The organism is Proteus sp. G2673 (assembly GCF_009915125.1).
Lineage (GTDB): Bacteria > Pseudomonadota > Gammaproteobacteria > Enterobacterales > Enterobacteriaceae > Proteus > Proteus penneri.
This window is the reverse complement of record NZ_JAABLT010000014.1, coordinates 18,350-36,076: the sequence shown is the minus strand read 5'-3', so window position 1 is coordinate 36,076 and position 17,727 is coordinate 18,350. Positions and strand designations below refer to the sequence as shown.

Here is a 17,727-nt window from a genome sequence, read left to right as displayed (position 1 = left end):
ATCTTATAAATCAGACTGGACCATAATTAATTGCTGTTGCAATACCAATCGCAGCCATACCTATCACTACCCAAATCATTAAAATAGGAAAAACAAATTTAACCCAACGAGTCCAAGGCACTTTACCTACTGCCAATACAGCCATTAATACGCCAGATGTTGGTGTAATAATGTTAGTAAATCCATCACCTAATTTAAGGATCAAAACACCTGTTTGGCGAGTTAGATCCAAGATATCTAAGATAGGTACCATGATTGGCATCACAATAGAAGCTTGTCCAGTTCCTGATGTTACTAATAAATTGAATAATAAATTAAAGAAATAAAGTAACTGAGCTCCCCAAAAATGAGAAGTTTGCTGTAATGGAACTAATGTGGCTTGAACAATAGAATCCAGCACACGTCCTTCATCTAAAATAACAATCACGGCTCTTGCAATACCGACGACTAATGCACCATAAACTAAGGATTGAGCACCCTTCATAAAGGTTTTAATGTAGTCATTAGGCGCAATTTTAAACATCGCAGCAACGACAATACTCATCATAATAAAGATGGCAGATAAGTGCTCAATTCCCCACTTATATTCAAATGCTCCGTATAAAAACAATCCAATAAATGCAATAAAAACCACTAGACTCAATTTCTGCATTAAAGAGAAATTGCCGTCCATTGTTTGATCTTTATGGGCATCATAATCAGGATCATCAGTTGCTAGTCCATACATATAGCTTTTGGTTGGATTATTAGCGATACGTCTTGCATACCAAACAATATAAGCAATAGTGACTATAATCAGAACTGAGAATAATACAATTCTAAAAATTACACCTGAAAATAAAGGTACTTCAGCTAACGTTTGTGCTGTACCTAAAATAGTAGGATCTAAAACGCCGACAGCATTTCCTGCATAATATCCGAGGTAAACAACAGCAACCCCCGTTATGGCATCTAATTTCATCGAACGCGAAAGGGCTATTCCTATTGGAATAAAAGCAATAACTGCGTTTGCGGCCAATCCTAATGATGAAAGCATTCCAAATATAAATGCAACGGTAATAATCAGTGCTTGGTAATTACCTTTTGTTTTGACAATTAATGCATTAATCCCTGAATCAATAGCGCGTGTTCTATCATAAATAGCAATCGCACCACCAATCATAAAGATCAGAAAAATAATACTCGCTGACTGCTTTAATCCCACAGGAATGGCATAGAAAATATCCATTAATGAGGCTGGATTTTGATCAACATAACCAAAACTACCAGGTACAACACGATTTAGCCCATTAACTGTTTCACGTTCATAAGTTCCTGCGGGGATTAAATAAGTCGCAATAGCGGCTAAGATAACGATGCCAAAAATAATAATAAAAGCATCAGGCATAGCCCATTTTATTTTTTTATTCTTATCCATACATTCACCTTATTGAGACAAGCGCTTTAAAATATTGGCAAATAGCACCGTTCTTTCGGTCAATGACGGTAAATCGAGATACTCTTTATCACTATGTTGATAACCACCGATAGGGCCTAAGCCATCTACACTTGGCGTGCCAACTCCGGCGGTAAAAGAAGCATCAGAACCACCACCAGTTGAAATATCTTCAATATCAAAATCAAGCAGACGGGCTTGCTCTTTGATGATGTCAATTAATGCACCACTTTCAGGTGTTTTAACCATTGGAGGGCGATTGATACCGCCATTAAGTGTTAGCTTAATCCCTTCTAATATAGGTTTACTACATACTTCTCTTACAAGCTTATCAATTTCAACACCTTGTTCATCGGTTGAAATACGAACGTCAATCTCAGCACGAGCATTAGGTGCAACGGTATTGACTGATGTACCACCAGAAATCAGACCAACATTAATAGAAAGCCCTTCATCGTGACGAGAAAGCGCATGTAGTGCCTGAATTTTGTATGAAAGCTCTTGAATGGCACTAATTCCAGCTTCTGGTGCAATACCAGAGTGAGATGCTTTACCTTCAATTAAAAGTTCATAAGTTCCCACACCTCGACGCGCACTAACAATCGCTCCATTGGCACGAGCGGGCTCCATCACTAAGGCATAAGATTTATTCTTGGCATACTGTTCAATCAGGCCACGAGAAGTCTTTGAGCCAATTTCTTCATCACAATTTAGAAAAATTTCAACATTCTTATAAGCATTATTGCCTGATTGTATAAGTGCATTAATAGCGTAATAAGTCAGAACATGGCTCGCTTTCATATCAATAACGCCGGGGCCATAAGCACGACTACCTTCGATACTAAATGGACGCGCTGCCACAGTTCCTTTAGGGAAGACGGTATCTAAATGTGCCGCAATGAAGATTTGCGGATCAGTGGCATCTTTATGAACTAAGCGGTAGTTATTTCCTAGTTTGTCATTTTCAAATACTTCAACAACAAAACCTAGTTTTTCATAACGTTGAATTAAAAGATCAGCGACTGCATCAACCCCTTCTTTATCATAAGAGCCACTTTCTGTGTTCACTAATTCTTTCAAAAAATCAACCATTTCACCGTATTGTGAATTAATTGTGTTTTGCATTTGATTTACCTCTTGTAATTATAATTTGTCTTTTTAGCTAGATATTTAAATCAAGATAGCCTTTATCAACTGCAATAAAATGCTTGATAAAAAGCATTAGCATTAAAATAAAATGTGGATTTATTTATCAATAACATCACATTAAACCTTACATATATTTAATATTATTGCATCCATTTTTTAAAATCATAATAACAATTAATTAAATAGAATAAGATCTGCTAGAAGTAACATGATAGGAATAGATAAAATAATCTAAATATAATGTGATCATTAAAAAATAAAAAAGAGGTTAAAGATAAAATACTTTTTACTGTTTTATCTTATTTTTAGAGAGACTTATTTTAAATAAATTTTATTTATTTTTTGATAAAACCTAAAAAACAAAAATAAAACCAAACTATTTCTTATCAAAAAAACAATAATAACAATAAAATAACCTTCAAACAGACTAAATTAAGAAAAATTGCTCTCTTATTAAAATAAAAATATTTATTATCAATTTTATTTTAAAAAAGAATAACACGATAAAACTCGGTAATAAAATTATCATACAATATAAAATATTCATGATAATAAAAGATATTTTATCTTATCTAATAAAGTTTATTGATTAATAAAAAACAATCACTCTCTTTTTATGCGTTACATTATGATCTTAATATCGTTTTTTATATTAGTTTTATTTACTTTTTTTCGTATATGACTTTGAGAACTAAGCCACTTTCACTACTGTATTTATTGTTATGACATACCTATGTCATAAATCCCCTCTAAAATTGACATCACAATGACGCATTTTTTAAGGTTGAATGTTCTGCGTTCTTCCCATTCGCCATTTATAGTGATTTCACATAGTAGGTCTAAACATATGAATAAATCAGTTGAAGCAGTGATTTTAGATTGGGCTGGTACCGTGGTAGATTTTGGCTCTTTTGCACCCACTCAAATTTTTGTCGATGCTTTTGCTCAAGCCTTTAACTTTAAAATAAGTTTATCAGAAGCTCGTGGCCCTATGGGAATGGGTAAAATCGATCATATTCGTACTTTACTTAACCAGCCTAATATTCACACTCGCTGGATCGCGCAATTTGGTAACGAGCCAAGTGAAGAAGATGCACAGCATATCTATCACACCTTTATGCCTTTACAAATTGCACAAGTGGTACATTTTGCTAAACCGATAGAGGGAGCACTTGAGGCAATCACCACCATTAAAGCGCAAGGGATTAAAATCGGCTCTTGCTCTGGTTATCCTAAAGCCGTGATGGATGTATTAGTACCCGAAGCCGCTAAATATGGTTATCAGCCTGATTGTGTGGTTGCTAGCGATGAAATTGCCGCCGGCTCTCGCCCTGGCCCGTGGATGGCATTAAAGAATGTGATTGAACTTGGCGTGATGTCTGTAGCACACTGCGTTAAAGTCGATGATGCGGTAACGGGTATTGCCGAAGGGCTAAATGCGGGTATGTGGACTGTCGGGTTATCTGTTTCAGGCAATGAGTTTGGTGCCACCTTTGAACAATACCAAACAATGGAACAAGCAGAAATAGAAAGCCGTAAGCGTATTGCAGAAAATAAACTCCGTACCGCAGGTGCTCATTATATTATTGATACCCTTGCCGATTTACCCGCGGTGATAGAAGATATTAATCAGCGACTCGCTAATAATCAAAAGCCGTAACTATTATCTAATACCAACGCCCAATAAAGGATTAATGGGCGTAATTAGTAGATAGATAATATAAATCAATTGACATTAAATCTAGCTTTACTTACACAGACCTCTTCTGTGATAATTTTTTCTTTTAAAGCAAATATAAGAAAATTTCTAAGTTTTCTTTCATATAAAAATAACACTCAAAATTTTTTATATTTCTATATTTTGTTTTTTATTAATTAATATTCTTTTTATATCTGACTTTTCTTAGCTTCCAAGTTCATTTTTCTCAGTGGGTAAAAATTAGTTATGGTTAAAATAGAACCTGTATAATGGATATTATTTAGCTTTTTCTTTTCAATTTATATCGGTCTCGATTTAACCTCTAAAGGCTATTATAGATGTTATAAGTCATCTACTGTTACACCAAATGAATATGTTATTTCAAAAGAGATGTGTAAATAATAAACATCTCTTTTGCGTCGATTCGTAAAATGATCGTTAGGATCAAACAATCTCTTTATATTCCCAAAAGGAGCTAATCAAAAATTTGACGGATGTTTTGCTCACCTAAACCGGGCCCGACACTCATTCCTAACCCCGTGCGCATCAATACTGCGGTGACTTTTTCACTCGGCGTTAAAATCGAAATCGGCTCTTTTCCTTTTGCCCCATAGACCCCCTGCCAACGCTCTTTTACTTGGACCGAGCAACCTAATGTGTGCTCAGCTAACTCAATCAAGAGGTTATCAACCTCTTCACTGTTAAAAGGCTGTGCATCTAAGCTATATTCGTGTGAATCACCAATAATAAGATCGCCATAAGGGGTCGGGGTAATTAATAAATGAATACCATACTGCTCAAGTAATGGTGATTGCGCTTTAATTTCTTTCGCTAAAGCCTGCGCTTCAGGTAAATCAGCAAATGCCCCATAGTGAGTGCAACTTAACCCTGTCATGAGCGCATGCTCCAATCCCATATTTTGCTCTGGGGTCACTCGCAACATCTGCAAGCGACAAACTATCGGATCAAGTTTTTTTATTTCATCAGCCAGCAATGTTTGGTAATCGTGCCCTGAGCAGACAACTATTTTCTCTGCACAAAATGTTCCATTGCTGGTGATCAATGTTCCTGTATCGATATCAATATCCCGTACTAATGTTGAAAAATAGCTATTCACATTAGCTAAACTGTCTAGATAAGCCGCCAACTGTGGAATGGCTTCTCGTGAAAACAGCACCTGATCTTCTTTGCCATGCAACGCCGCGCGATGGTGTTGTAATTGTCCACCATAAACCGTCGCTAATTGTGGTTTAGAAAGTAATTCACAATCATAGCCATAGGTTTTAGCTCGACCATCGACAAAGGCTTCAAGAACAGCTTGTTCAGACTGCGTACGCGCTAAGAGGTAAGTCCCTTTTTGACGAGCTAAAAACTTAGCTTGTTTGGCCATATTTGCCCAAATCTCACGGCTATTTTTCGCTAAATCTAGCATTTTACCCGGCGCTTGACCCAAAATTAATCCGTGACCGAAATTACGTACAGAAGCTCCCACAGGCGTGTAACTACGCTCAAAAATAGCAACTCGTAAACCTCGCTGAGCCGCAGCATACGCATGAGATAAACCAATAATACCCGCACCAATAATAGCAATATCAAATTTCATATGACACCCTAAACAAGATAGAGCGCACCGCGCCCTATCCATTAATGAATGAAGTAAAAATAATTATTTTGCACTCTTGCCGTCATAGCGCTTACGCCATTCGTTTAAGATGGTGTCGCGTTTTTCAGCGGCCCAAATAAAATCATTTTTTATTAAACGTTGGGCATAATCGCTAGGTAATTCTGTTTGGCTTACTGGCACATTGGTATTGGCTAATACGGCAAAATTAGCACTGTAAAGTTTCATGGCTTCCTCTGTGGTGGAGAAATCAGCCAATTTTTGTGCTGCATCTAGCTTATTAGTGCCTTTGATGATGGCTGTTGCTTCAATATCCCAACCTAATCCTTCTTGCGGTAATATGATTTCCAGTGGTGCCCCTTGTCGTTTCAATTGGATCGCCGGATATTCAAAAGATATGCCTATCGGGTATTCACCCGATGCGGCCATTTTGCAGGGCTTAGAGCCAGAATGAACATATTGACCAATATTCTGATGCAACTTATCCATATATGCCCATCCATCTTGTTCACCAAATAGTTGTAACCAAGCACTGACATCTAAAAATCCAGTTCCTGATGATGCCGGATTTGGCATCACGATTTTGCCCTTGTACTCTGGCTTAGTAAGATCTTGCCAAGAAGCAGGTTTAGATAACCCTAATTTTTTTGCTTCTATGGTGTTGTAGCAAATGGTTGCCGCCCATACATCCATACCAACCCAAGTTGGTGGATTATTGCTATCACGAAATTTCACATCAATATTATCTAATTGCGCCGGAGCATAAGGCTCAAGCATATTTTGCGCTTTTAATATCGCTAAACTTGATGCGGCTAATCCCCACACAATATCAGCTTGAGGACGATCTTTTTCTGCTAATAATTTAGCGGTGATAATACCAGTTGAATCTCTTACCCATTTTATTTTTATATCAGGATATTTAGCCTCAAATGCTTGTTTATAATCTTGTAATTGTTCACTTTCTATTGCGGTGTATACCGTAATTTCAGTCGCCGCAAAGACCGTCCCCGCAGAGAATAATAAGCTGGTGGCAAGTATCAGTTTTTTTAACATCATGCGATTTTCCTAGTATTGCTATGTGAGAGTATTGGATCTTTAAATTTATGGCTTAGCTTCACGCTGATGCCATGCTTGTGTACGCCGAATAACACCTTTGGAAGCAATAGATAACAATATCGATACCCCTGCCGAGGTGGTTAAAATCAATGTCGACATAGCCGCCGCGCCACCAATATTGCCTGCATCATCCATATTCAATACCGCAACCGCGGCTAAAATAGTGTCTGGACTATAAAGGAAGATCGCTGCGGAAACGGTTGTCATAGCAGAAACAAATAGATAACGATAAATATCTAATAATGCAGGTAAGCAAAGAGGAATGGTGATCCGCCAAAAGTGACGATATAAAGGTGCTTTTAATGATAATGAAGCCGCCTCAAATTCTTTATCTAACTGGCGCAGTGCAGTATTTGCCGTCATATAGGCGGTAGTGAAAAAGTGTGCAATGGAGCACAACACTAATAACGTCATACTGCCGTATAAAAAGTTAAGTGGATTATTCGGCAAGTTAAAGAAAAATACATACCCTAATCCCAACACTAACCCAGGAACGGCCATCGGTACAAAACTTAGCATACGTAGCAAATTGTTAAGCCAAGAGTGGGAAGCGGTTTTTTCTATTAAGTAAGCCCCCATAAAGATCAGCAAACTGCCGATAGTCGCGGTGAAAAATGCCAAAATAATACTGTTGGTATAAGCTAACCAACCACCGGGTAATCCTTCAAAGTTATAATGACGTAACGAAAACGATAAGTTATAAGGCCAGAACTGAATAAACGAGGAGTAAACCGCCGTACCAAATACCAGTAAAAATAGTGCACAGATCAGCATCACAAATATTAGATAAAGCGTGTCACGCTGAAAATTAGCTTTTGGTAAATAGAGTTGAGCGCGCGAACTCATTGCATCACGTTGGCGTTTACGTAACCAAACATCGACACTGAAGGTCAACAATGCAGGCAATAATAACAACATACCAATTAAGGCACCGCGACCAAATTGTTGCTGACCAAGTACTGCTTTATAGGCTTCTAACGCCAGTACTTGATAATCTCCTCCGACTACAACCGGAATACCAAAGTCAGTAATAGTTAACGTAAATACCAAACACAGTGCTGCGAAGATCCCGTGTCTGCTCGATGACCAAGTGACACTACGAAAAGTGCGCCAAGAAGAAGCGCCCAAGCTAGATGCAGCATCAAATAAACGAGCATCAGACATAGATAACGCGGAGAGTAAGATCATAAGTGCATGGGGAAAAGTGTAGATCACCTCGCCAAACACTAACCCCCAATAACCATAAATACTATCTGGAAGTAAGCTACGTAATAGCCCTTGATTACCAAATAGATAGACCAATGCAATGCCTGGTAGCATAGAGGGAGCAAGTAAGGGTAATAGTGATATTCCACGCCACCATGATTTGAAGGGGATCAAAGTGCGATGTAAAGCATAAGCAAACAGGTAAGCCAGTGGCACCGTAATAACAGCAACACTTAGCGAAACGCTAATACTATTACCAACTAACCACAGAAAATGAGCACTAGTGAACAAGTTTATAGCAGCCTGAAAACCACCGCCTTGTGATATATCAGGACTAAAACCACGCCAGAAAATGGCTAATAAAGGCAATAAAACGCCAAGTGTAAGTAAGCAAATAATAAATAGCTTACCACCAGCAACAAAAAAACTATCTAAACGATTAATAGATTTGGTAGGTACTATCACTGACATTATCTAGCCACCTTACGCAAATATGTGTAGTTCGTTAGCTGGTAAGGTCACTTTTACTTTACCGTTTTGAATACGATGTAGCTCAGCAGCAGATACCTCAGCTTGTAATAAATGCCCCGGCAAATGGTCTAATTCAAACTTCATAATGCAACGACTCCCCAAAAACACCACATTTTGTACATTGGCGTCGTATTGATTATGTTTGTTTTGTATCGGATTAATTTCAATTGATTCAGGTCGACAAAAGAGACGCCCTTGGTTATGAGGTATCACAGCATGTTTTAATTGGACTTCTCGTGAGCCAATCATCGCCTCACCATGCTGATTTCTATTGAAAGGTAACCAGTTGCCTTTTCCTACAAACTCCGCAACAAATGGCGTTTGTGGATGGTTGTAAATCGCTTCACTACTGCCATACTGTTCAACCTTACCGTTATTCATAACGGCTATCCTATCGGCCATCAGCATGGCTTCATCTTGATTATGAGTGACCATTAATGTAGTAATATTTAAGCTTTGCTGTAAATTACGTAGTTCAACACACAAATGTTCTCGCACTTGTGCATCTAATGCCGACATCGGCTCATCCAGTAAGAGTAAAGAAGGGGCTGGTGCCAAAGCACGAGCGAGCGCCACACGCTGTTGTTGACCGCCAGATAATTCTCCTGGGTATTTTTTCTTTCGGTCTTGTAAACCAACGAGCTCAAGCATTTCATTAACGCGATTTTTAATCACATTACGAGGCTGACCTGCTAAACCATAAGCAATATTCTGCTGTACCGTCAGGTTAGGAAATAATGCATATGACTGAAATAAGATCCCATAATCACGGGCTTGTGGTGGAAGGTGTGAGATGTTGTTATCGTAATTAAAGATATTACCGTGATCTTGCGTTTCTAATCCGGCAATACAGCGTAATAATGTGGTTTTGCCACATCCAGAAGGCCCTAATAGGCAAACTAACTCGCCTTGTTGAATATCTAAAGAAACACCATCTAGAGCAATAAACTGATTAAATCTTTTTTGAATATTTTCTACACGAATATGTGGCATTGAGCCATTTTGTGAGTTTGTAGTGAACTGTAACATATCGCTTACCACGCCAAATTATGATGATTGACTAGATATTAAGCGACAATGATGAAAGTTTTATGAAAATTTAAATTTGATTTATAAATTTTTAAGTGGCTAATAACGAGTAGATCTATCATAAAGTTCAAATCTAGGTTTTAGACTTAAATCTTTACATTAAAACAATAACATAATTAAACTTATTTGAATTTTCATCGATAGGTTTATAGTTAATGATATATTTATCTAATATAAAATCTATTTTCTTCACTTTATTAAAAGTGTATAGGTAGTAATAAACAAGTTTCAATTTAGTATATTATCTATCATCAGGAAATATTTATTCCTATAATATATTTTAATAATTACGTTATAGGAAAACATAGCAAAGTTTAGAATATTTTTGTTGTCGTAACGTAGATTTTAATATTTTTTCAAATATATTATGATTATGAATAATGCACAAATAGTAGTTATTTAAAAATGATTGATCACTACATGACCATACAATGAAACATAGATGGCTATAGACAAAAAACGTTAAATTTAAAGCGTTAAAACATTAGTATGAGATGAAAGAAAGTATTATTAAGAGCTTGCTGCTTTATTCACTTTTTGTTGACATCACAGATAAAATAACTAAGATTGATCATATAGCACCCGCGGCAACGCTTGGTTCATTTGTTAACAACCTTGCCCCACCCGCGGGTTTTTTATATCTGGGCTAATAAATAATTTTATGAACATAAAAGTTGCTGTACTAGTAGACGCCTCTTTCTTTCTAAAACGCCTAAATTTTTTCAAACGCCATTACTTCCCTTCTGAACCTGAATTAACACCTAAACAAATTGTGCAAGTTTTAAATAGTTGCATTAGGCGACATATCAACGACGGTAATAAAAGCACTTATCAGCATCTATATCGTGTATTTTACTACGATTCACCACCATTAGACATAAAAGTTCATTACCCTCTAGTTAATCAGGGAGAAACAAAACATAGGGTTTTAGATTTCTCTAAACAACCAGAAACAATTCATCGTAACGAGATTTTAGCAGAAGTTAAAAAACAGAGAAAATTTGCTCTCCGCCTAGGTACCATCAAACATGACAAGCAATGGAAACTATCTGATCGAGCTCTCAACGATGTTTTAAAAGGTAATCGTAAATTTGAAGAACTAACAAATAATGACTTCTATTATAGTATACGTCAAAAGGGAGTGGATATTAAACTTGGCGTTGATATTACCAGTATTGCACAGAAAAAACTCGTAGATAAAATTGTTCTTTTTGCTGGAGATAGTGACTTTGTACCAGCGGCAAAGTTAGCACGAACTAATGGTATAGACTTTGTCTTGGATGCTCTACGAAATAATATTGCTCCTAGTCTGCATGAGCATATAGATGGCTTAGTGTCTTACGATTTAGTTGCCATATTGAAAGATATCTTAGGTAAGCCACCAACGACAACTCCAGCATGGTGGTCTAATGGTACTAGCCCCAAAAAAGCTAAAAATCAAAATCGTAAAAAATAGGTTTTTCTCTAATTTCTAGAGTTGAACGATGAATACGTTCTCATTGCTCTGTTCAACAACTACCAAATTCTTTTCCACAGACATTTTGGAGTATGTTAGATTTAAAAATGGTAGCGTAACAATGTTATCGCCACCATTTTATTATGAGACTTTAATGACTCTTCTACATTAGCAATTGACTATCAAATAATATTACTCAACAGTCACTGATTTAGCTAAGTTACGAGGTTGGTCTACGTCGGTACCTTTAATTAAGGCAACATGATAAGACAACAACTGTAATGGTACGGTATAGAAAATCGGTGCGATCAGCTCTTCAACATGCGGTAAAGAAATTAACTTCATCGTTTCGTTTTCTTCAAAGCCTGCGTCTTGATCAGCAAACACATACAGTAAACCACCACGAGCGCGTACTTCTTCGATATTAGATTTTAATTTCTCTAATAATTCGTTATTTGGCGCAATAATGATAACCGGCATATCCGCATCAATTAATGCTAATGGACCATGTTTTAACTCACCTGCAGCATAAGCTTCTGCATGAATATAAGAGATCTCTTTTAGCTTTAATGCACCTTCTACCGCAATTGGGTATTGGTCGCCACGACCTAAGAATAAAGCATGGCTTTTTTCTGAGAAATCTTCAGCTAACGCTTCAATCAACTTATCTTTCGATAACATGCTTTCAATACGGCTTGGTAATGCGTGTAATGCCGTTGAAACATCGTGCTCTAGTGTTGCAACACCTTTAATTCGTCCCATATATGCCACCAGCATTAATAGAACAGTTAACTGTGTTGTAAATGCTTTGGTTGATGCAACGCCAATTTCAGCGCCAGCTTTAGTCATTAAAACAAATTCAGACTCACGAACCAAAGAAGAGCCAGCCACATTACAAATAGCTAAAGAAGATAAATAACCTAACTCTTTAGATAAACGCAGAGCCGCTAATGTATCCGCTGTTTCACCCGATTGGGATAATGTGATTAATAAGCTATTACGGCGAGTTGCCGGTTTACGGTAGCGATATTCTGATGCAATTTCGACATCACAAGGAATACCCGCTAAAGACTCAAACCAGTAGCGAGAAACCATTCCCGCATTATAAGACGTTCCACAAGCTACTATTTGAATATGTTCAACTTTAGATAAGATCTCTTCAGCTTTAGGGCCTAATTCACTGAGATCAATCGAATCTGATTTTAAACGACCTTCAAGGGTGTTTTTAATCGCCAGAGGCTGTTCGTAGATCTCTTTTTGCATGTAGTGACGATAAACGCCTTTATCACCCGCATCATATTGAACGTTAGATTCAATCGTATCACGATTAACTTCATTGCCATTCACATCGAAAATATGAACATGACGGCGTGTGATTTCAACAATATCCCCTTCTTCAAGGTAGATAAAGCGACGAGTCACTGGTAATAATGCCAATTGGTCAGAAGCAAGGAAGTTTTCACCCACACCAAGACCAACCACCAGCGGACTACCAGAGCGAGCTGCGATTAATAACTCTGGAGTACGGCTATCCATAATTACAGTACCGTAAGCACCACGTAATTGAGGAATAACGCGTTGTACAACTTCACGTAACGTACCGCCTTGGCGCTGTTCCCAGTTTACCAAGTGAGCAATCACTTCAGTATCTGTTTGAGATGCAAACTGATACCCTTTTTTAATTAATTCTGCTTTCAGTTCTTGGTAGTTTTCGATAATGCCATTATGTACAACCGCAATTGTACCCGATACATGAGGATGCGCATTATCTTCACAAGGTTCACCATGTGTTGCCCAACGTGTATGAGCAATACCTGTACCACCAATCACTTGTGTTTTTTCTGCCTCTTCAGCCAGCATTTGTACTTTGCCAGCTTCACGTAGACGTGTCATTTTACAGTCATTATCCACAACCGCTAAACCCGCAGAATCATAACCGCGGTATTCTAAACGACGTAAGCCTTCAATTAAGATTTCAGCGATATCGCGTTGTGCAACTGCACCTACTATTCCACACATTGTGTTATTCCTAAAACTGTGCGTTTATTCGCACTTGGATGTCTTATACCTGATTGGTTTATTCCCCAAGCCATTGTAGAAAGTGGGGATATTTTTTGTTTTTAGAATAATAGCGTACAAGAAAAGGGCGCTAATTAAATATACGCCCTTCTCTTAAAATTATTGTTTTTTCTTCACTAGACGTTTCCATCCACTGATATGAGTTTGCTTAACTCGGCTGATCACTAATTCGTTTTCATTCACATTTTTAGTGAGTGTTGTTCCTGCACCAATGGTTGCACCATTAGCAACAGTAACGGGTGCCACTAATTGGGTATCTGAACCAATAAAGACATCATCACCAATAATGGTTTTAAATTTATTCGCGCCATCGTAGTTACAAGTAATAGTACCTGCGCCGATATTAACGTTAGCTCCCACTTCTGTATCGCCTAAGTAAGTCAGATGACCTGCTTTAGAGCCAACACCTAAGCTGGCTTTTTTCATCTCAACAAAGTTACCAACGTGAGCTTTATCCGCTAATTCACTACCTGGGCGAAGACGTGCAAATGGGCCAACCGTACACGCTTGTGCTAAATTTGCATCCTCGATCACCGTATATGGACTAATAATAGAATTATCACCAATTACACAGTTTTTTAGAACACAACCTGTACCAATTTCAACGTTATTTCCCAATGTCACATTACCTTCAATGATAACGTTGGTATCAATCACCACATCTTTACCATGAGTTAATGTGCCACGTAAATCAAAGCGAGCAGGATCAAGCAACATAACACCTTCTAATAATAAGCGCTCTGCTTGTTCTGTTTGGTAAATACGCTCTAATGCAGCCAGTTGTAGACGGTTATTGACACCTTCCATTTCACTATGGCGACGAGGATGAGCCGTTTCAATTTTACGACCTTCTTTATGCGCTAACGCGATAATGTCAGTAATGTAATACTCTTTTTGTGCATTATTATTATCGAGTTTACCTAACCAACGTTTTAAATCACCACCATTGGCGACTAAAATACCGGTATTGATTTCAGTAATTTTGAGTTGTTCTTCAGAAGCATCTTTTTGTTCGATAATGCCTGTCACTTCGCCATTTTCACGAACAATACGACCATAGCCAGTTGGGTTATCTAAAATAACCGTTAATAAACCAATACCGCCTTCTGGTTTGACGTCAATTAAACGCTCTAACGTTTCTTTGGTAATAAGTGGAACATCACCATAAAGCATCAGGATATCTTCATCATCAGCAAAGAAAGGCGCGGCTTGTTGCATTGCGTGACCTGTTCCTAGTTGCTCTGCTTGTAGTACCCAATTAACAGGTTGTGAGCCTAATTTTTCTTTCATTAGTTCACCACCATGCCCATAGACAAGGTGTGTTTGTTGAGCACCTAATGACTTTGCAGTATCAATCACATGTTGAACCATGGATTTACCCGCAAGTTTATGAAGAACTTTAGGTAACTGTGAATACATGCGAGTGCCTTTTCCCGCAGCAAGAATAACAACGCTTTTAGCTGAATTAGACATAATTAACCCGATAACTCCCGTAAAGAATGGCAAGTAAACCTGTTTATGCCAAATAATACTACATATTTCGTCACACAAAATATTTCATGACGCAAAAAAGCCAGTTAGCGAAGACCAACTGGCTTTTTTATTCATAGACTGCCTATTTACATCAACGTCGAGTCAGTTCGATTACACGTAGTTTTGCAATCGCCTTGGCTAATTCTGCTGATGCTTGAGCATAATCAACATCACCATGAGAGGATTGAATGTGTTCTTCAGCTTTACGCTTAGATTCCAACGCTTTCGCTTCATCCAAATCACGACCACGGATAGCTGTATCTGCCAGTACAATGACGCCAGTCGGCTGAACTTCGAGAATACCACCTGAAAGGTAGATAACCTCTTCTTCGCCCGATGTTTTTACGACACGTACCATGCCCGGTTTTATGGCAGTTAATAACGGGGTATGCTGCGGATAAATACCGAGCTCACCTTCGCTACCAGTTACCTGAATTCGTTTGACTTCGCCGTCATATAACTGCTTTTCAGCGCTGACAACTTTCAGGTGGAACGATGTATCGGCCATATCAACCTCCCGTCAGCCGTATTAAAGCTTCTTAGCTTTTTCTACTGCTTCTTCGATAGTACCAACCATGTAGAACGCCTGCTCTGGCAGGTGGTCATAATCACCGTTCAGAATACCTTTAAAGCCACGGATAGTGTCTTTCAGGGAAACGAACTTACCTGGTGAACCGGTAAATACTTCAGCAACGAAGAATGGCTGAGATAGGAAGCGCTGGATCTTACGCGCACGCGCAACAACCAGTTTATCTTCTTCTGACAGTTCATCCATACCTAAGATAGCGATGATGTCTTTCAGTTCCTGATAACGTTGCAGGATAGACTGAACACCACGAGCGACATCATAGTGCTCTTGGCCAACTACCAGTGGGTCTAACTGACGACTGGTTGAATCCAGTGGGTCAACCGCAGGGTAGATACCTAATGAAGCAATTTGACGGCTCAGTACAACTGTCGCATCTAAGTGAGCAAACGTTGTTGCTGGTGATGGGTCAGTTAAGTCATCCGCAGGTACATATACAGCCTGTACAGAGGTGATTGAACCTGTTTTGGTTGAAGTGATACGTTCTTGCAGAACACCCATCTCTTCAGCCAATGTTGGCTGGTAACCTACCGCTGATGGCATACGACCTAACAGTGCTGATACTTCTGTACCGGCTAAGGTGTAACGATAAATGTTATCGACGAATAACAGTACGTCACGGCCTTCATCACGGAATTTTTCAGCCATAGTCAGACCAGTCAGTGCTACACGCAGACGGTTTCCTGGTGGCTCATTCATCTGACCATAAACTAACGATACTTTGTCAAGAACGTTAGAATCTGTCATTTCATGATAGAAGTCGTTACCCTCACGAGTACGCTCACCAACACCAGCAAATACAGAGTAACCTGAGTGCTCGATCGCGATATTACGGATCAATTCCATCATGTTAACTGTTTTACCCACACCCGCACCACCGAACAGACCTACTTTACCACCTTTAGCAAACGGACAGATTAAGTCCATTACTTTGATACCGGTTTCAAGCAGTTCTTGTGAGTTTGATAACTCTTCGTAGGTTGGTGCTTCACGGTGAATAGACCAACGTTCTTCAGTTGCAATATCACCTTTCATATCAATAGGTGTACCCAGAACGTTCATGATACGTCCCAGTGTTGCTTTACCTACTGGTACTTCAATTGGGTGGCCTAAATCTTCAACTTTTAAGCCACGGCTTAAACCGTCTGATGTACCCATTGCGATACAACGAACGATACCACCGCCTAACTGTTGCTGAACTTCCAGCACCAGTTTTTCTTTACCATTCATAACCTCAAGAGCGTCGTATACTTTAGGGACGCTATCCTGAGGGAATTCGGCGTCCACTACGGCGCCGATTACCTGGACAATCTTTCCAGTAGCCATCTTGAATCCTCTACGTAATTCGTAAACCTAGCTGTTATACCGCGGCTGCACCAGACACAATTTCTGTAAGTTCCTGAGTAATGCTTGCTTGGCGTGCTTTGTTGTACACCAATTGCAGTTCTTTAATCAGGTTACCACCGTTATCTGTAGCGGCTTTCATCGCAACCATTCGGGCGGCCTGCTCACTCGCTAAGTTCTCTACGACGCTCTGATAAACCTGCGATTCGATATAACGACGCAGTAAAGTATCCAGTAACGCCTTAGGATCAGGTTCGTACAGATAATCCCAAGATTTTTCTTTCAGCTCTTCATCATCACCTGGTGGTAATGGTAAAACCTGAAGAATTTTAGGCTCTTGAGCCATGGTATTGATGAACTTATTTGCCACCACATACAGTTTATCTAAACGACCTTCGTCATAAGCCTGCAACATGATATTGACTGGACCGATAAGGTCTGACAGTTTTGGATCATCACCCATACCCGTTACTTGACCAACAACATTCCCGCCTACTGAGCCAAAGAATGAAGCGGCTTTAGAACCGATTAGCGCTAAATCTACCTGCACACCTTTTTCAGACCACTCTTTCATGTCTGCCAGCAGTTTTTTGAACAAGTTAATGTTCAAACCACCACACAAACCACGGTCGGTCGAAACAACCAGGTACCCGACACGTTTAACTTCACGCTCTTCGAGGTATGGATGTTTGTATTCCAGATTCCCTAACGCAAGGTGACCAATCACACTGCGCATGGTTTCTGCATAAGGACGGCTGGCTGCCATGCGTTCCTGCGTTTTACGCATTTTCGACGCGGCGACCATCTCCATCGCTTTAGTGATCTTCTGTGTGTTTTGCACACTGGCGATCTTCGAACGTATCTCTTTTGCGCCGGCCATTTC

Annotated in this window: 14 protein-coding genes; 3 read left to right on the top strand and 11 right to left on the bottom strand. The window is 38.9% G+C overall.

The genetic code is table 11. The annotated features are described in order from the left end of the window. Positions 1-10: 10 nt before the first annotated feature. Together GWI59_RS07095 and GWI59_RS07090 are read right to left on the bottom strand one after the other, a co-directional pair. Positions 11-1,417, bottom strand: a complete 1,407-nt coding sequence (locus GWI59_RS07095) for a YfcC family protein (protein ID WP_109848225.1) — start codon at positions 1,415-1,417, stop codon at positions 11-13. A gap of 9 nt (positions 1,418-1,426) precedes the next feature. After that, a complete protein-coding gene (locus GWI59_RS07090) occupies positions 1,427-2,560 on the bottom strand; it encodes a M20 family metallopeptidase (RefSeq protein ID WP_109848224.1) in 1,134 nt (377 codons plus the stop codon). An 871-nt stretch (positions 2,561-3,431) separates the two neighbouring features. Between GWI59_RS07090 and phnX the strand changes: the two genes are divergently transcribed. Together phnX and GWI59_RS17585 are read left to right on the top strand one after the other, a co-directional pair. After that, complete coding sequence (phnX, locus tag GWI59_RS07085) at positions 3,432-4,244, top strand: phosphonoacetaldehyde hydrolase (protein WP_072065223.1); 813 nt, start codon at positions 3,432-3,434, stop codon at positions 4,242-4,244. 312 nt (positions 4,245-4,556) lie between these two features. After that, positions 4,557-4,685: a DUF1240 domain-containing protein gene (locus tag GWI59_RS17585; protein WP_082147399.1), complete on the top strand. Its 129-nt coding sequence runs from the start codon at positions 4,557-4,559 to the stop codon at positions 4,683-4,685. Between the two features lie 73 nt (positions 4,686-4,758). Here the strand turns inward: GWI59_RS17585 and GWI59_RS07075 are convergent, their stop codons facing one another. From GWI59_RS07075 to GWI59_RS07060, 4 genes are all read right to left on the bottom strand, one after another. Continuing rightward, entirely contained in the window at positions 4,759-5,886 is a 1,128-nt protein-coding gene (locus GWI59_RS07075) for a TIGR03364 family FAD-dependent oxidoreductase (RefSeq protein ID WP_161706958.1), read from the bottom strand. Between the two features lie 63 nt (positions 5,887-5,949). Next, the gene (locus GWI59_RS07070) at positions 5,950-6,960 is read right to left on the bottom strand and encodes a putative 2-aminoethylphosphonate ABC transporter substrate-binding protein (RefSeq protein WP_198813341.1); all 1,011 of its coding nucleotides are present in this window, start codon (positions 6,958-6,960) and stop codon (positions 5,950-5,952) included. A 45-nt stretch (positions 6,961-7,005) separates the two neighbouring features. Then, entirely contained in the window at positions 7,006-8,697 is a 1,692-nt protein-coding gene (locus GWI59_RS07065; RefSeq protein WP_006534333.1) for a putative 2-aminoethylphosphonate ABC transporter permease subunit, read from the bottom strand. Between the two features lie 12 nt (positions 8,698-8,709). Further along, positions 8,710-9,786: a putative 2-aminoethylphosphonate ABC transporter ATP-binding protein gene (locus GWI59_RS07060; protein WP_161724342.1), complete on the bottom strand. Its 1,077-nt coding sequence runs from the start codon at positions 9,784-9,786 to the stop codon at positions 8,710-8,712. A gap of 721 nt (positions 9,787-10,507) precedes the next feature. Here GWI59_RS07060 and GWI59_RS07055 point away from each other — a divergent pair. Then, complete coding sequence (locus GWI59_RS07055) at positions 10,508-11,302, top strand: NYN domain-containing protein (protein ID WP_006534336.1); 795 nt, start codon at positions 10,508-10,510, stop codon at positions 11,300-11,302. A 192-nt stretch (positions 11,303-11,494) separates the two neighbouring features. On the opposite strand, the gene glmS is transcribed toward GWI59_RS07055, so the two are convergent. The 5 genes from glmS to atpG form a co-directional block, all read right to left on the bottom strand. Beyond that, entirely contained in the window at positions 11,495-13,321 is a 1,827-nt protein-coding gene (gene glmS / locus GWI59_RS07050; RefSeq protein ID WP_109848221.1) for a glutamine--fructose-6-phosphate transaminase (isomerizing), read from the bottom strand. Between the two features lie 159 nt (positions 13,322-13,480). After that, the gene (gene glmU / locus GWI59_RS07045) at positions 13,481-14,854 is read right to left on the bottom strand and encodes a bifunctional UDP-N-acetylglucosamine diphosphorylase/glucosamine-1-phosphate N-acetyltransferase GlmU (RefSeq protein ID WP_161724340.1); all 1,374 of its coding nucleotides are present in this window, start codon (positions 14,852-14,854) and stop codon (positions 13,481-13,483) included. A gap of 151 nt (positions 14,855-15,005) precedes the next feature. Next, entirely contained in the window at positions 15,006-15,422 is a 417-nt protein-coding gene (locus GWI59_RS07040) for a F0F1 ATP synthase subunit epsilon (RefSeq protein WP_006534340.1), read from the bottom strand. Positions 15,423-15,443: 21 nt separating this feature from the next. Beyond that, positions 15,444-16,826, bottom strand: a complete 1,383-nt coding sequence (atpD, locus tag GWI59_RS07035; RefSeq protein WP_006534341.1) for a F0F1 ATP synthase subunit beta — start codon at positions 16,824-16,826, stop codon at positions 15,444-15,446. A 34-nt stretch (positions 16,827-16,860) separates the two neighbouring features. Then, on the bottom strand, positions 16,861-17,724 hold the full coding sequence (gene atpG / locus GWI59_RS07030) for a F0F1 ATP synthase subunit gamma (protein WP_006534342.1): 864 nt from the start codon (positions 17,722-17,724) through the stop codon (positions 16,861-16,863). Positions 17,725-17,727: the final 3 nt, after the last annotated feature.

Bases quoted from the DNA above. Each gene is read 5' to 3' on its own strand.
- GWI59_RS07095 (WP_109848225.1), bottom strand. From the start codon at position 1,417: ATGGATAAGAATAAAAAAATAAAATGGGCTATGCCTGATGCTTTTATT.
- GWI59_RS07090 (WP_109848224.1), bottom strand. From the start codon at position 2,560: ATGCAAAACACAATTAATTCACAATACGGTGAAATGGTTGATTTTTTG.
- phnX (WP_072065223.1), top strand. From the start codon at position 3,432: ATGAATAAATCAGTTGAAGCAGTGATTTTAGATTGGGCTGGTACCGTG.
- GWI59_RS07075 (WP_161706958.1), bottom strand. From the start codon at position 5,886: ATGAAATTTGATATTGCTATTATTGGTGCGGGTATTATTGGTTTATCT.
- GWI59_RS07070 (WP_198813341.1), bottom strand. From the start codon at position 6,960: ATGATGTTAAAAAAACTGATACTTGCCACCAGCTTATTATTCTCTGCG.
- GWI59_RS07065 (WP_006534333.1), bottom strand. From the start codon at position 8,697: ATGTCAGTGATAGTACCTACCAAATCTATTAATCGTTTAGATAGTTTT.
- GWI59_RS07060 (WP_161724342.1), bottom strand. From the start codon at position 9,786: ATGTTACAGTTCACTACAAACTCACAAAATGGCTCAATGCCACATATT.
- GWI59_RS07055 (WP_006534336.1), top strand. From the start codon at position 10,508: ATGAACATAAAAGTTGCTGTACTAGTAGACGCCTCTTTCTTTCTAAAA.
- glmS (WP_109848221.1), bottom strand. From the start codon at position 13,321: ATGTGTGGAATAGTAGGTGCAGTTGCACAACGCGATATCGCTGAAATC.
- glmU (WP_161724340.1), bottom strand. From the start codon at position 14,854: ATGTCTAATTCAGCTAAAAGCGTTGTTATTCTTGCTGCGGGAAAAGGC.
- GWI59_RS07040 (WP_006534340.1), bottom strand. From the start codon at position 15,422: ATGGCCGATACATCGTTCCACCTGAAAGTTGTCAGCGCTGAAAAGCAG.
- atpD (WP_006534341.1), bottom strand. From the start codon at position 16,826: ATGGCTACTGGAAAGATTGTCCAGGTAATCGGCGCCGTAGTGGACGCC.
- atpG (WP_006534342.1), bottom strand. From the start codon at position 17,724: ATGGCCGGCGCAAAAGAGATACGTTCGAAGATCGCCAGTGTGCAAAAC.